11 protein-coding genes and 1 pseudogene are annotated in these 12,563 nt (G+C 65.8%); 2 read left to right on the top strand and 10 right to left on the bottom strand.

Annotated elements, in window-relative coordinates:
* Positions 1-10 precede the first annotated feature (10 nt).
* The 10 genes from OYT13_RS02135 to OYT13_RS02090 all read right to left on the bottom strand — a co-directional run bounded on the left by OYT13_RS02135 (position 11) and on the right by OYT13_RS02090 (position 10,316).
* The gene (locus OYT13_RS02135; protein WP_017235598.1) at positions 11-859 is read right to left on the bottom strand and encodes a D-amino acid aminotransferase; all 849 of its coding nucleotides are present in this window, start codon (positions 857-859) and stop codon (positions 11-13) included.
* Positions 860-861: 2 nt separating this feature from the next.
* Entirely contained in the window at positions 862-2,049 is a 1,188-nt protein-coding gene (locus OYT13_RS02130) for a D-alanyl-D-alanine carboxypeptidase family protein (protein WP_150562233.1), read from the bottom strand.
* A 252-nt stretch (positions 2,050-2,301) separates the two neighbouring features.
* On the bottom strand, positions 2,302-2,931 hold the full coding sequence (locus OYT13_RS02125; RefSeq protein ID WP_017235596.1) for an alpha/beta hydrolase: 630 nt from the start codon (positions 2,929-2,931) through the stop codon (positions 2,302-2,304).
* Positions 2,932-2,993: 62 nt separating this feature from the next.
* A complete protein-coding gene (locus OYT13_RS02120) occupies positions 2,994-3,323 on the bottom strand; it encodes a (2Fe-2S) ferredoxin domain-containing protein (RefSeq protein WP_017235595.1) in 330 nt (109 codons plus the stop codon).
* A gap of 166 nt (positions 3,324-3,489) precedes the next feature.
* Positions 3,490-5,031 carry an MFS transporter gene (locus tag OYT13_RS02115; RefSeq protein ID WP_261939322.1) on the bottom strand — a complete coding sequence of 514 codons (1,542 nt, stop codon included), beginning with the start codon at positions 5,029-5,031 and terminating at the stop codon, positions 3,490-3,492.
* A gap of 197 nt (positions 5,032-5,228) precedes the next feature.
* A complete protein-coding gene (locus OYT13_RS02110) occupies positions 5,229-6,401 on the bottom strand; it encodes a VanZ family protein (RefSeq protein ID WP_017235593.1) in 1,173 nt (390 codons plus the stop codon).
* 13 nt (positions 6,402-6,414) lie between these two features.
* The gene (locus tag OYT13_RS02105) at positions 6,415-7,257 is read right to left on the bottom strand and encodes an ABC-type transport auxiliary lipoprotein family protein (protein ID WP_268567187.1); all 843 of its coding nucleotides are present in this window, start codon (positions 7,255-7,257) and stop codon (positions 6,415-6,417) included.
* Positions 7,258-7,289: 32 nt separating this feature from the next.
* Positions 7,290-8,249 carry an MlaD family protein gene (locus OYT13_RS02100; protein ID WP_026131916.1) on the bottom strand — a complete coding sequence of 320 codons (960 nt, stop codon included), beginning with the start codon at positions 8,247-8,249 and terminating at the stop codon, positions 7,290-7,292.
* Complete coding sequence (locus tag OYT13_RS02095; RefSeq protein WP_268567186.1) at positions 8,239-9,195, bottom strand: ABC transporter ATP-binding protein; 957 nt, start codon at positions 9,193-9,195, stop codon at positions 8,239-8,241. Before OYT13_RS02095 ends, OYT13_RS02100 begins: the two co-directional genes overlap by 11 nt.
* A complete protein-coding gene (locus OYT13_RS02090) occupies positions 9,195-10,316 on the bottom strand; it encodes an MlaE family ABC transporter permease (protein ID WP_017233757.1) in 1,122 nt (373 codons plus the stop codon). Before OYT13_RS02090 ends, OYT13_RS02095 begins: the two co-directional genes overlap by 1 nt.
* 205 nt (positions 10,317-10,521) lie before the next feature.
* On the opposite strand from OYT13_RS02090, the gene OYT13_RS02085 reads away from it, so the two are divergent.
* Together OYT13_RS02085 and OYT13_RS02080 are read left to right on the top strand one after the other, a co-directional pair.
* The gene (locus OYT13_RS02085) at positions 10,522-11,520 is read left to right on the top strand and encodes a biotin--[acetyl-CoA-carboxylase] ligase (protein ID WP_268567185.1); all 999 of its coding nucleotides are present in this window, start codon (positions 10,522-10,524) and stop codon (positions 11,518-11,520) included.
* Positions 11,517-12,551: pseudogene (locus tag OYT13_RS02080) on the top strand (type III pantothenate kinase); the annotation flags it as partial. The gene OYT13_RS02085 and the pseudogene OYT13_RS02080, both read left to right, overlap by 4 nt.
* Between the last annotated feature and the right edge of the window lie 12 nt (positions 12,552-12,563).

Genomic DNA, 12,563 nt, shown 5'->3' with positions numbered 1-12,563 from the left:
TTGTCCAGGGTCACAATGCCTCCTTGGCGCGTTGATACGCGGCATACAGCGCCTGGAAGACGGGGCCCGGCCGGCCATCGCCCACGGGCTTGCCGTCAAGCGTGACGACCGCCAGCACTTCCTTGGTCGCGGACGTGATGAGCAGCTCGTCGGCGTTGCGCACGTCCGCTTCGCTGACCGGGCACTCATGGAACCGGATGCCGCATTCGCGTGCAAGTCCTTCGAGCACGCCGTAGCGAATCCCTTCCAGAATACGATTGTCGCGCGGCGGCGCAAACATTTCACCGCCCTTGACGACCCACACATTGCTCGACGACGCCTCGGTCAGATTCCCGTCACGGAACTGGATCGTTTCCTGAACGTCGTGATCGGCGGCGTACTGTGCCATCAGCACGTTGCCCAGCAGCGACGTCGACTTGATATGGCAATTCAACCAGCGTCGATCCTCATGCGTGACCGCGCCCACGCCGTGCGCCACTTTGTCGCGGCTGGGCAGCGTGAGCGGGGTTGCGATGCCGAACACCGTAGGCACGATGTCCTTCGGAAATGCGTGCTGACGCGGTGCCACGCCGCGCGTGACCTGCACATAGACGCTGTGCGGATCGGCCGAACATGTGGCCGACAGGCGCGCGAAGAGCGCCTCCCATTCGGCGCGTGTGTATGGGTTCGCGATGCGGATCTCGGCGAGGCTGCGCTCGAGCCGGTCCAGATGCTGCGCAAGCCGGAAAGGCTTGCCGCGATAGACCGGCACGACTTCATAGATGCCGTCGCCGAACAGGAAACCCCGATCGAGGACGGAGATTTTCGCGTCGCCGAGCGGGATCAGGTCGCCATTGAGCCAGACGGTGGGGTTATCCATGCTTACTTCTTCACGAACATCAGGCGCAGCGCGTCCCATGCGCGGCCGACGAAGCTGGCTTGCGCAACGTCGGCGAGGGCCACAACCGGGAATTCGGCCAGCGACTTGCCGTCGGCCATGACCTTGACGGTACCGACCTGCGCCCCATTGGCGATCGGCGCGATCAGCGGCTCACGCAGTTCGAGTTGCGGCTTGATCTTGTCGGCGGTGCCCTTCGGCACGGTGATGAAGGTGTCCTTCTTCACGCCGATCTTCAGCTCGCTGTCCTTGCCCTTCCAGACCTTGGGCGTGGCCACGACCTGATTGGCGCCGTACACACGCAGCGTGTCGAAGTTCTGGTAGCCGTAGTTCAGGGCCGAGAGGCTGTCCTGCACGCGCGCGCGCTCGGTCGGCTCGCCCACGACCACGGACAACACGCGGCGGTTGACGCCCGCCGCCCCCGGCATCGGACGCGACGCCGTCGCCACGAGGCAGTAACCCGCCTCCTTCGTGTGGCCGGTCTTCAGGCCGTCGACCGTCGGATCGAGGTACAGCAAACGATTACGGTTCGGCTGGCGAATGTTGTTGTACGTAAAGCTCTTCTCCGCGTAAATCTTGTAGTACTCGGGGAAGTCCTGAATCAGGTGCGTCGACGCCGCCGCGATATCCGCCACGGTCGTGTAATGCTGCGGATCGGTCAGCCCGTCGACGTTCGCGTAATGGGTGTGCTTCAGCCCCATGCGCTGCGCCGCGCGGTTCATCAGTTCGACGAAGCCCTGTTGCGAGCCACCGACGAGTTCGGCCAGCGCGATCGACGCGTCGTTACCCGACTGGACGATCATGCCGTAGATCAGATCGTGCACCGAAACCGGCTTGCCCGCCTCGATGAACGTGCGCGACTCGTCGCGACCCACCTTGCGAACCGAATCGCTCGGAATGACCGTCTGCTCCATCGAAATGCGCTTGTCGCGCAGGGCTTCGAAGATCACATAGGACGTCATGATCTTCGTGAGCGACGCGGGCTCCACGCGCGTATCCGCATTACCGGCGGCCAGCACCTGACCACTGTTGACGTCGACAATCGTCCACGCCGTGGCCGACATCGGCGGCGGCGGAATCTGTTGGGCACGAGCGGGAAGCGAGGCAAGCGAGCCGCAAGCGACGAGCGCCGCGGCAGCGGCGGCACGGGACAGCGAAGCGTTGAATTTCATGGGCGATGAGGAAAACGATGTGAGGCTCAGGGGCATCTGCGCTTGAAGAAACGCCGTGCCGCCGACACGTTGACGAGCGCGCGGCACAGCGAAGAAGACGGCGGCACCGGAGCGCCGGGGCCATGCCTGTCGGAACCATAGACCCGACCCGGCATGACAAGGTTCAGGGTCGAATTATACGCGTCGTGATTTCACGTCCCCAGCGGGGCGGGCCTCGACGGTCGAAATCGGCCGAAATTCGCCCCGGGTGTATCAATGACGCCACGCGTCGACCACGAGCTGTTTCAGCAGGGGTAACAGACCGTGGAAAAAGTGTTCGCCGCCCGGTATGACCACTACGGGCAAGGTCTGGGGACGCGCCCAGTCCAGCACCGATTGCAGCGGCACCGTGTCGTCGAGTTCGCCGTGAATGACCAGCGTGTCGGCCGGTACGGTCGCCACCTCCCAATTGCTCGCTGCCGTGCCCACGAATACCAGACGCTGCGCGGCGGTCCCCGCCGCCTCCAGCGTCTTCGCGACATGCGAGAGCACGAAGGTGCCGAACGAGAAACCGGCGAGTGCGAGCGGCAATGTCTCCCAGCCCGGTTGCTGGCGCATCCAGTCGATCACGGCGAGCAAGTCGTCGCGCTCGCCGATGCCGTTGTCGTGCTCGCCCGTCGACTTGCCGACGCCACGAAAATTCGGGCGCACCACGGCGTAGCCGAGCTGGACGAACGCGCGGGCGAGCGTCTGGGCGACCTTGTTGTCGAGCGTGCCGCCGAACAGCGGGTGCGGATGGGCAACGAGCGTGATGCCGCGCGGCGCGCCGGCCGGACGGTCGATGGCGATTTCGATGGCGCCGACCGGGCCGTCGATAGTGAAGCGTTCAGTCTGGGCGTTCATGAGCGATGGTGGGCTGAAGTGCGGCGAGGGCCGTGCGCGGGGCCGTGCCTGTGTCGCCGGGATCAGTCGATCAGCAGACGCTCGACGATCTCGCCTTGCGCCAGATGCTTTTCAACGATCTCGTCGATATCGGTTTCGTCGATATACGTGTACCAGGTCCCTTCGGGATAGATCACCACGACAGGTCCTTGCTCGCAGCGATCGAGGCACCCGGCCTTGTTGATCCGCACCTTGCCGGGACCGGCCAGGCCGAGTTGTTTGACCTTGGCCTTGGCGTACTCCTGCATCGCCTGCGCGTTGCAGTTGGCGCAGGACGGGCGATCGGCGCCGGGTTCGCGCTGATTCAGGCAGAAAAACACGTGATGCTGGTAGTACTGCGGCTGGGTGGCCATGTCGGGGCTTTGGCGGAGTGGCAACGTATTGCGGGCCATTCTAACCGACCTGCCGGGGCACTGCGGCGTCGGCCCCCGTGCGCTCACGAAGCGCAGCATGGCGGGACATCAGGAAATGCGAAATCCGGGACGTCCGGCGCGGCGCAAGGCGGCGCGTGCCGTACGCCTAGCGCAGGCGTCGCTGCACAGCCATAAAGATAGCGCAGAGCGCCGCCAGGCACGCGAAGCCGAAGAACACGTTAACGCAGGCCAGCACGAGCGCCTGTTGCGACGCGAGGCCGCCCACCCAGGCCGACGCCATGTGCGCGGCGGTCGTCGCATCGACACTGGCGCCGAACGCCTGTTGCGCTTGTGAAACGGCCGCGTTGTACGCCGGGTTGAGCGGCGTCATCGACGGCGTGAGTTGATGCATGAAGACCGCCTGCCGGTCCTGCATCAGCACGGCCATCACCGACACCGACATCGAACTCACCAACTGACGCACGATGTTCTTCGTCTGATAGCCGTGCTGGAAGACGTACTCGTCCATGCCTCGAAACGTCAGCTCGGCGATGGGAATCATGGCGAACACGCCGCCCAGCCCGCTCAGCACCATCGGCAGGATCAGCCACTGACTCGACACACCCTGATAGCTTTGCGAGAGCAGGAAGGCATAGCCGAGGAGGCACAAGTAACCGAGCAGCACAAACGGCTTGAGTTGCACGAACTTCGGACGCGCGAGGGTGTATATCACGGCCACGACGAGGCTCGTCACCGACGCCACGGCCTGCAGATAGCCGGTGTGCTCCACGCTCCAGTTGAGCCCTTGCTGCATGTAGATCGGGAACAGATACGACGTCGAATACGAAAAGAAGTAGTACACGGCATAGCCGCCCAGCCCCAGCACATAGGCCGGATTGCGCACCAGCACGCGAAAGTCGATCAGCGGCTTGTGATGCGAATACTGATGCCACATGTATCCCATCGCGCAGATCGCCCCCACCAGGCAGAGTTCGAGCAGATGCAGCGGATCGGAGAAGAAGTCGAAGCGCGAGCGCTGCATCATGACTTCGACGAACAGCACGCCGGCGGCGAAGAAGACGATGCCACGCATTTCAAACTCGCCTTCGTCGCGCAGGCGCTCGCGAAAGTCCGGGATGACGAGCCACGACGCGATCGCCCCCACAAGCGCGATCGGCACGACGGCGAAGAACACCGACGACCAGACGAAGTGATCGACGAGATAGCTCGCGAGCAGTGGCGCGGAGATTTGTCCGCCGAAGAAGCCATAGGTAAAGAAGAGCAACGCCCTGAGCCGAAGCTCCGGCGCGAAACACAGGTTGATGAGAATCCGGCTGGCAGTAAACAGCGACCCCGCGCCCAACCCGAGCACAAAACGTGCGACGGCGAGCTGCGTCGACGTGTGCGCCATGCCGCACAGCCATGCCCCGAACGCCATGAGCGTGAGCGCGCCGGTGAGGAACGCGCGATACCCCAGGCGCGAGGCCAGCCAGCGCTGCTTGAGAATGACGAGGATCCCCGCCACCGCATAGAGCGTCGAGACAAACGCGTACTCTTCGGGGGCGGCACCGACGCCGCCCGCGATATGGGACGACGCGAACACGAACATGCCGTTCTCCAGCATTTCAATGCCTGTGGCGGCGGCAATCACGGCCATCAACACGCGCTGCCGTGTCGTGTGTGCCAACCGCAATCCCCAGGAATTCATCTTCGCCTCGCCAATGAAAACCGCCCGGGATCTGCCTGAAGATGCCGGGCGGTCATGACACACCGAGTGTCAGCGTGCCTTACATGGGAGTCTAGGCGTTGCCGGCTTGCGGACCAATGGGATGGCGGCCAATACGCTATTGCCGATTTGGCAACAATGCGCCGCTCAACAAGCCGTTCGGCCAGGCCGGGGAGACCTTAGCGCCGCACGCCAGCGGTGCGGGCGGGGCCGCGGTGGCTCGGATCGAACATCGCGAGCAGGTAGATCAGCACGAGGTACGGCCATGTCCAGGCGAGCCAGCGCGCCAGCACATTGAAGTGAACGTAGCGGCCTTGCCGCCAGGACTGGAGCGCCGCCTCGTAGTATGGATTCGCGGGCAGGAGATTGACGAACACCAGCAGCACGACAAGCGCGCCCAGCGCGACAGCCCCGCGCAGCGCACGCGGTCCGCGGCCGGCGACGAGCAACACCAGCGCGCCGATGACCACGCCGTAAATGGCGCCCGCCGTCACCCAGTCGAATGCCTGCGCGGGCGAGAACTGCCACGCCGACGCGATGGCTTTGATCGCGAACGCGCTGGTAAACATGGCGCACAACAACGGCACACGCGGTGCCGTCCGGCGCATCGCGAGCGTGGCGAGCAGCCCGGCCAGCACGGTACCGCTGGCGCTCACTACCGTCTCCCACAGGGCATGACTGGCGACGGCATCGAGTTCGGAAAGATAGTCCTGCAACTGCCCCAAGCGCGGTACCCAGTCGATCACCCGACCGGTGACGTCGGGATCCTGCCAAAGCCATATTTGGCGCACCAGATCGCCATCGCCAAAGAGAAACTGCTGCGGGTAAGCCTGTGCCCACGGCCACAGGGCCAGCAACACAAGCAGCAGGCTCGCGTGGCGTTCGAACCATGCGAAGCGCAAATGCCGCAGCCATCCCCGATCGAGCAGCGGACTCGTGAGCGGCACCGCAATGGCGCCGCCGATAAGTGCGCCGAGCGCGTTCGTGGCGAGATCGACGTTCGATGCCACCCGCGTCGGCAAGTACGTCTGCAACGCTTCGATGCCACCGGAAAGCCATGCGCCGAGCACGAAGGCGGCGACGACGGCCCGCACGCCCCGCCAGGCCGGATGCAGGGCCAGTACGGTCAACATGCCCAGCGGCAAGTATCCGAGCACGTTGGTGATCACGTCGAACTGCGTGATCCAGCGAGGTAACGGCGCGAACAGGTAGTCGAACGGCCCCACCGCCGCACCCTGGAATTCGAACGGATACAGGCTCGCATAGGCGATCAGCAGTATCAGGCATAGCAGCGCCTGACGCGCAAGCGGCGAGGCGCGTCGTTGCCAGGGTTTGACGTCCTGCTCGGTCATTGGCGGCACGGCCCTATCGTGCTGTCGCGCCCGAGGCCGACGACGCGGCAGGCAACGTCCGCGACGGCAACGGCGACCGGGCACGTGCCGCTGTCCCGGCCGTAGCCGTTGGCGCCGGCACGCGCCCGGCGAGCCACTGAATCAGTTGCGTCTGCACCGCGTCGCTGGCCGCGGCAAGCGCGCGGGTGCCGCCGGCCGCGTCGGCACTCGCGGCAGGGGCCTGCGCACGTAACGTCGTCTGCGCGAGCAGCTTCGGCCCATCGAACAGCGTGGCGCGTATCTGGACAACGCCGTGGCTTGTCGACGCACTGTCGAAGTACTGCGCAAACTCCTCGAGCTCCACACGTAGCGCCGGCGCAGCGGTCGGATCGCCTGCCGCGAGCACCGGGCGGTCGACCGACAACGCCGCGCGCAGACGATCCCCGAAGAGCCGCGCGGGCGACGCCAGCCATCGGCTGTTCGCATACCCGCGAGCCTGATCGCCATCGCTGGCGGGCAAGCGGTAGTAGATTGTGTCGACGTCGAGCCAACTTGGCGCGTTGACCACCACTTTCAGCGGCGACATTCGCAGGCCACCGGCCGCGGCCACGTCCGATGCCGGGGCGGCGGTGTTGGCGGCGGTGTTGGCGGTGGTGTCCCCGGCATTGGCAGCGACATTGGCCGACGCGGCAGGGATCGTCGGCGGGCCGAGATCGAAGCGCGTCAGCGAGGCCGACGGTGCCGGGGCGGCGCACCCCGCCACCAGCACCACCGCGGCGGCGCAAAGCCACCCGGCGGCGAGCGCACGCGCACGCTTGCCGCCGCGAGGCGCGACGGCCGCCTCGCTAACTTTGCCCGCGTCGATCGGCTCACTCATCTCGATATCCTCTTGCATGACGGTGTTGCGCATTATTGACGTTCTCCCCCGGGCCACGAAAAACCCGCTTCGCCCGGACCGGGCGGCGGCGGCGACGTGCCGAAGAGCAGCGCGCGCGGATTGCGATTGATCGTCTCGGCCGCTTGCCCGACCGCCTGCGTCGTGAAGCGCAGATCGTCCGAGAGCGTGTTCAGGCGCGGCAGCGCTTCCTGTTGCAGCGACCCTTCGAATGTTTCCATCGTTCCCTGGAACGCCGCCAGACTCGACGCCGCCTGATCGGCCGCGCGTCCCACGCTATCCAGGTTGCGCACGAGCGGCCCCTGAGGATCGGTCAATTGATCGGTCAGACGATGGGCCCCGGCAAGCGTGCCGGTGAGTTCGCGCACGGTGTCCGGCAACTGCGCCGTGACGGGCTCGAGCTGCTGCGCCACGCGATCCACGCTTTGCGCCGCGGCCTTCACGCTGTTGATCGAATCGAGCATGGCCTGCCGGTTGTCGGGCGACAACAGCGTATTGACCGAAGACGTTGCCTCTTCGAGCTGATGTACCAGGTTGTTGCCGCGCCGCTGCAGTTCGTCCACAAAACTCGGGCGCAGTCGCAATTGCGCGACGTGCTTCTCGGACGACGGCAGCAACGTTCGGTCATGCCCGTCGTCGTCCAGTTGTACGAAGGCCAGCCCCGTAACCCCTTGATAGCTCAACGTGGCGAACGTCGACCGGGTCATCGGCGTGCCTTCGTTCACGAGAATGCGGATCAGAATCTGCCCAGGCGTGCGCGGGTCGAACTTGATCGACTCGACCTTCCCGACGGACAGACCGCGATACCGCACGGCGGATTCCGGATTGAGTCCGGTCACGTTGGTGTGCGAGACCAGATCGTAGGGAAGGCGCACACGATTGTCGCGATTGAACCAGTACACCGACGCGGCGACAGCGGCAAGCAACACCAGCGTGAAGAGGCCCGCCATGAAAGCGTGCGATTTATTTTCCATCGTCGAGTAACTCCGAAATCTTGGCGCGCCGCGCCGCAGGCAACGCGAGCAACGCGCGTCTGCCGCGTTCACCGAGGAAGAAGCTGTGGATGAACGGGTGATCGACACGGACCACGTCTTCCACCGGCGCATTGACGAGCACCCGACGCTCGGCGAGCACCGCCACGCGCGTGGCGAGCATCATCACCGTGTCCAGATCATGCGTGACCATGACGACGGTCAGGCCCAGCGAGCGGTGCAGGCCGCGAATCATGTCCACGAACTCGTCTGACGCCTGCGGATCAAGCCCAGCCGTGGGCTCGTCGAGAAAGAGCAGTTCCGGCTCCAGCGCAATGGCCCGCGCGATCCCAACGCGCTTGATCATCCCGCCCGACAGCTCCGACGGCATGCGGTTGGCCATGCGCCCCGACAGCCCCACCATCTCGAGCTTGTACATCACGACATCGCGAATCAGATCTTCCGAGAGCGTGTGCAGTTCGCGCAGCGGTTGCGCAATGTTGTCGAACACCGTCATCGCGGAGAACAGTGCACCGCGCTGAAACAACATGCCCGAGCGGCGGCGCAGCAGGTGCGCGCTGCGCCGATCGATCGTCGTGATGTCGTGACCGAAGACGCTGATGTGGCCAGTGGTCGGCGACTCCAGCCCGATGATCTGGCGAATCAGCGTGGTCTTGCCCGAGCCTGAGCCGCCGACAAGCGCAATGATCTCGCTTTGCCGTACGGTGAGATCCAGATGCTCATGAATCGTGTGCGTACCGTAGCGCTTCGTGAGATCGTGCACCTCGATCACCGGGTCGGCGTCGCCCGGCAGGCTTGACGACACAGGCGGACAACCCGCCGCGGCGCCGGATATCACATCGCTGGCGTAAGCCTGCGCGGCGGGAGCGGCCGCGACGGCCGACGTGGCGAGCGCTGGGGCCCGATCGGGCACGGGGGATTGGGACATCAGCCGATCCCCGTGTTGCGAAACAGAATCGCGAAGATGGCATCGGCCAGAATCACGACGGTGATCGAGGTCACCACGGACTGAGTCGTGCCCTCCCCCAGGCTCTGCGTGTTCGGTTTGACCCGCATGCCGAAATGGCAGGCCACGAGTGCGATCAGCATGCCGAAGACGCCCCCTTTTCCCAGGCCGATCCAGAGATTGGCGATGGGCACGGCATTGGGCAACGTGGTGAAGAAGTAGCGCAGTCCGATACCGAGTTCGTACTTTGCCGCGAGCGCGCCGCCGAGCAGCGCGATGATGTTTGTCCACATGACCAGCAGCGGCATGGCAATGGCCAGCGCAATGACCTTCGGCAGAACGAGCCGCAACCCGTGCGGAATATCCATTACGCGCATCGCGTCGAGTTCTTCGGTCACGCGCATCACGCCGAGCTGGGCGGTGATGGCCGACCCCGAGCGACCCGCCACGAGAATCGCGGAAAGCACCGGGCCGAGTTCGCGGATCACGGCGAGACCGAGGATGTTGACGATGAACGTGCTCGCCCCATACAGCTTGAGTTGCTGGGCCGACAGATAGGACAACACGATGCCGATCAGAAACGCCACCAGCGCCGTGATACCGAGTGCCTTGGCCCCCGCGCTGTAGATATTGGCGGACATCTCCAGCCATGGCGCGCGAACCGGATGACGAATGACGCGGCCGAGGTCGATCACGAAGCGTCCGAACATCGTGACGCCGTCGCGCAAATGCTCGCCCAGCGTGAAGAGCGACGCCCCCAGCCGGCTGATCGGATCGAGGCGGCGGGTGGGCGCCGGACTCTGTCGCGAGCGATCGAATTCGGCGAGGTGATCGAAGAGCGCCCGCTGTGTCGGCGTAAGCGCGACGCGCTCGGGAAACCGACGTTGCCAATAGCGCCACAGCGCCTGCGCGCCGACGTGGTCGAGCCGTTCGACGCGGGTCAGGTCCCACGCCAGGTCGCCCTGCGGCAGCGAATCGACCAGGCGCAGCAGCGTCTTCTTGCGCTGCGAGAGGGCGAGCGCTGTCCACAGGCCGTGCAGCATGACCACCGGGCCTTGCGCCGTGGTGGTCAGCTCCAGAGTGGGCACGGCATCGAGGTTCAAAACAGACGATCTCCTGGCGACAAACTCGTCGAAATCCGGCAAAACGCGGTCATTGTACGGTACAGGGGCGACCGGTCGATGGCAACCCGGCGCAGGCTGAAAACGCGTCGGCGCTGGCCGATCGGGTCCTCGGACAATACCGAAAAACGGGGACGACGGCAGTGCAGACCGGCGCGGCGCCGGCCTCGCCGCTACAATAGCAACCATGAATAAAGCCGCGCTCTCCTCGCCGAACGCCCCCCTCGCCCCTATGGCGGCGGATTCGTCTGAACGCCCCGCCGACGCGGGTGGCGAGCCGTCGCGCGACACCGCATCCCGGCAGCTCGATGGCGACCGAATTCGCTCGGCGCTGGCCGCCACTTGCCGCGACTGGCAGATCGACGTGGTCGAGACCACGGGCTCCACGAACCTCGATCTGCTGACCCGCCTTCGCCGGGACGCGTCGTGCGCGCCCCTGCTGCGCGCCGCGATGCGCCAGACGGGCGGTCGCGGACAACGTGGCCGCGCATGGCAGAGCGTGCCGGGCGACAGCCTGACGTTTTCGCTCGCCTATACGATGCCTGGCGGACCGGCCGAACTGGCCGGGTTGTCGCTTGCGACGGGCGTCGCGGTGGTGGAAGGGCTTTCGGATCTGCCGCTGTCCGCGCCGCACGCGCTCGGCCTCAAATGGCCCAACGATGTGCTGCTGCGCGGCGGCAAGCTGGCGGGCATCCTGATCGAGACGCTCCCGGCCGGACCGGGCCGCATCGGCGTCGTGATCGGCATCGGGGTCAATCTTCGGCGGGCTGCGGACGTCGCCGCCCGCATCGACAACGCCGCGCCTTCCGACGACGGCACGACCTCATCTGCCGCCGTGCCGGTCACGCCGCCGGCGGCGCTCGAATCGGTGCTGGTCGATCCGGATATGTCGACGGTGTTGATCGTATTGGTCCAGCGTCTCGCCACCATGCTGAATCGCTTCGCCGTGCATCGTTTCGGTGTCTTCCGTGACGACTGGGAAGCCATGCACGCCTATGGCGGAGCGTCGATTCGCGTCATCGAAAATGGTCGCGATCTGTTGCAGGGCGTGGCGCTCGGCGTCGACTCGCAAGGTCGGCTGCGCGTCGCGACCCCTGACGGCGAGCGCACGATTGCCAGCGGAGAAGTCTCCGTGCGATTGCTCGATGCGTCCGGCACGCGTGACGCCCAACGGGGCCGTGGATGAGCGCCGCCCGACAGACGCCGCCCCCACGACCGGTGGACACCGCGAAGTCCGCGGCAACGGCGGCGGACACTCGCCTTGCGAAGACATCGCGCGGCAGCCTCGACACACAGGGCGCAAGCAGCGCTGACGGTGCACCTTGGCTGCTCGTCGATGCCGGCAACAGCCGGATCAAATGGGCGCTTGCGCCGGCCGTGCGCCCAGAGGGTTGGAGCGCAGCGGCGCCGTCCTTTCTGGCCAGCGGTGCGGTCGATCACGCCGAATGGCGCACGCTCGCCACGCAAATTCGCGCGGGCTGGGCCGCGCTGGTCTCGGGCTCGGGAGAGGCTCACTTCGCGCCGAACATGGCACCGCTCGCCACCGGCCAGGGCCGACAGGACGAAAGCTTCGTCTGCCCTGCACCCGCGGGTGTCTGGCTTGCCAATGTGGCGGGCGAACCCGCGGAACAAGCCGTGCGCATGACACTGCAAACGCTGTGGGGCGTGGCGTCGACCGATTGGCTGCAGGTCTTGCGCGCCAGCGAATCGCGAGCGGGGGTGCGCAATGGTTATCAAGTCCCCACACAGCTCGGCAGCGACCGCTGGGCCAGCCTGATCGGCGCGCACGCCGCGTGGCCGGGCGAACATCTGCTGATCGTCACGTTGGGCACGGCCACCACCGTCGAAGCCTTGTGTGCCGACGGCGATTATCTCGGCGGGCTGATCGCCCCGGGGCCCGCACTGATGCTCCAGTCGCTGGCCCACGGTACCGCACAATTGCCGACGCTCGACGCCACCATGCCAACCGGCGGACAAGCATTCGCATGCAGCACGACCGATGCCATCCTGCGCGGATGCGCCGCGGCGCAAGCCGGCCTGGTCGAGCGCAGTCACGCACAACTGCAGGCACAACTCGGCGCACCCGTGCGTTGCGTGCTCTCGGGCGGCGCACGCCAGGCGCTCGCGCACACCCTGACCATGCCCGTTACCGAACACGATCAACTGGTACCGGCCGGCTTATACGAGGTGGCGCTTCGGGCTGCCGAGTGCGGCGCAGCGGCGAGCGCG

The sequence above is a fragment of the Pandoraea sp. XJJ-1 genome, assembly GCF_026802345.1.
GTDB classification, from domain to species: Bacteria; Pseudomonadota; Gammaproteobacteria; order Burkholderiales; family Burkholderiaceae; genus Pandoraea; species Pandoraea cepalis.
This window is presented reverse-complemented; position numbering and strand designations above follow the sequence as displayed.

Bases quoted from the DNA above. Each gene is read 5' to 3' on its own strand.
- OYT13_RS02135 (WP_017235598.1), bottom strand. From the start codon at position 859: ATGGATAACCCCACCGTCTGGCTCAATGGCGACCTGATCCCGCTCGGC.
- OYT13_RS02130 (WP_150562233.1), bottom strand. From the start codon at position 2,049: ATGAAATTCAACGCTTCGCTGTCCCGTGCCGCCGCTGCCGCGGCGCTC.
- OYT13_RS02125 (WP_017235596.1), bottom strand. From the start codon at position 2,931: ATGAACGCCCAGACTGAACGCTTCACTATCGACGGCCCGGTCGGCGCC.
- OYT13_RS02120 (WP_017235595.1), bottom strand. From the start codon at position 3,323: ATGGCCACCCAGCCGCAGTACTACCAGCATCACGTGTTTTTCTGCCTG.
- OYT13_RS02115 (WP_261939322.1), bottom strand. From the start codon at position 5,031: ATGAATTCCTGGGGATTGCGGTTGGCACACACGACACGGCAGCGCGTG.
- OYT13_RS02110 (WP_017235593.1), bottom strand. From the start codon at position 6,401: ATGACCGAGCAGGACGTCAAACCCTGGCAACGACGCGCCTCGCCGCTT.
- OYT13_RS02105 (WP_268567187.1), bottom strand. From the start codon at position 7,257: ATGAGTGAGCCGATCGACGCGGGCAAAGTTAGCGAGGCGGCCGTCGCG.
- OYT13_RS02100 (WP_026131916.1), bottom strand. From the start codon at position 8,249: ATGGAAAATAAATCGCACGCTTTCATGGCGGGCCTCTTCACGCTGGTG.
- OYT13_RS02095 (WP_268567186.1), bottom strand. From the start codon at position 9,195: ATGTCCCAATCCCCCGTGCCCGATCGGGCCCCAGCGCTCGCCACGTCG.
- OYT13_RS02085 (WP_268567185.1), top strand. From the start codon at position 10,522: ATGAATAAAGCCGCGCTCTCCTCGCCGAACGCCCCCCTCGCCCCTATG.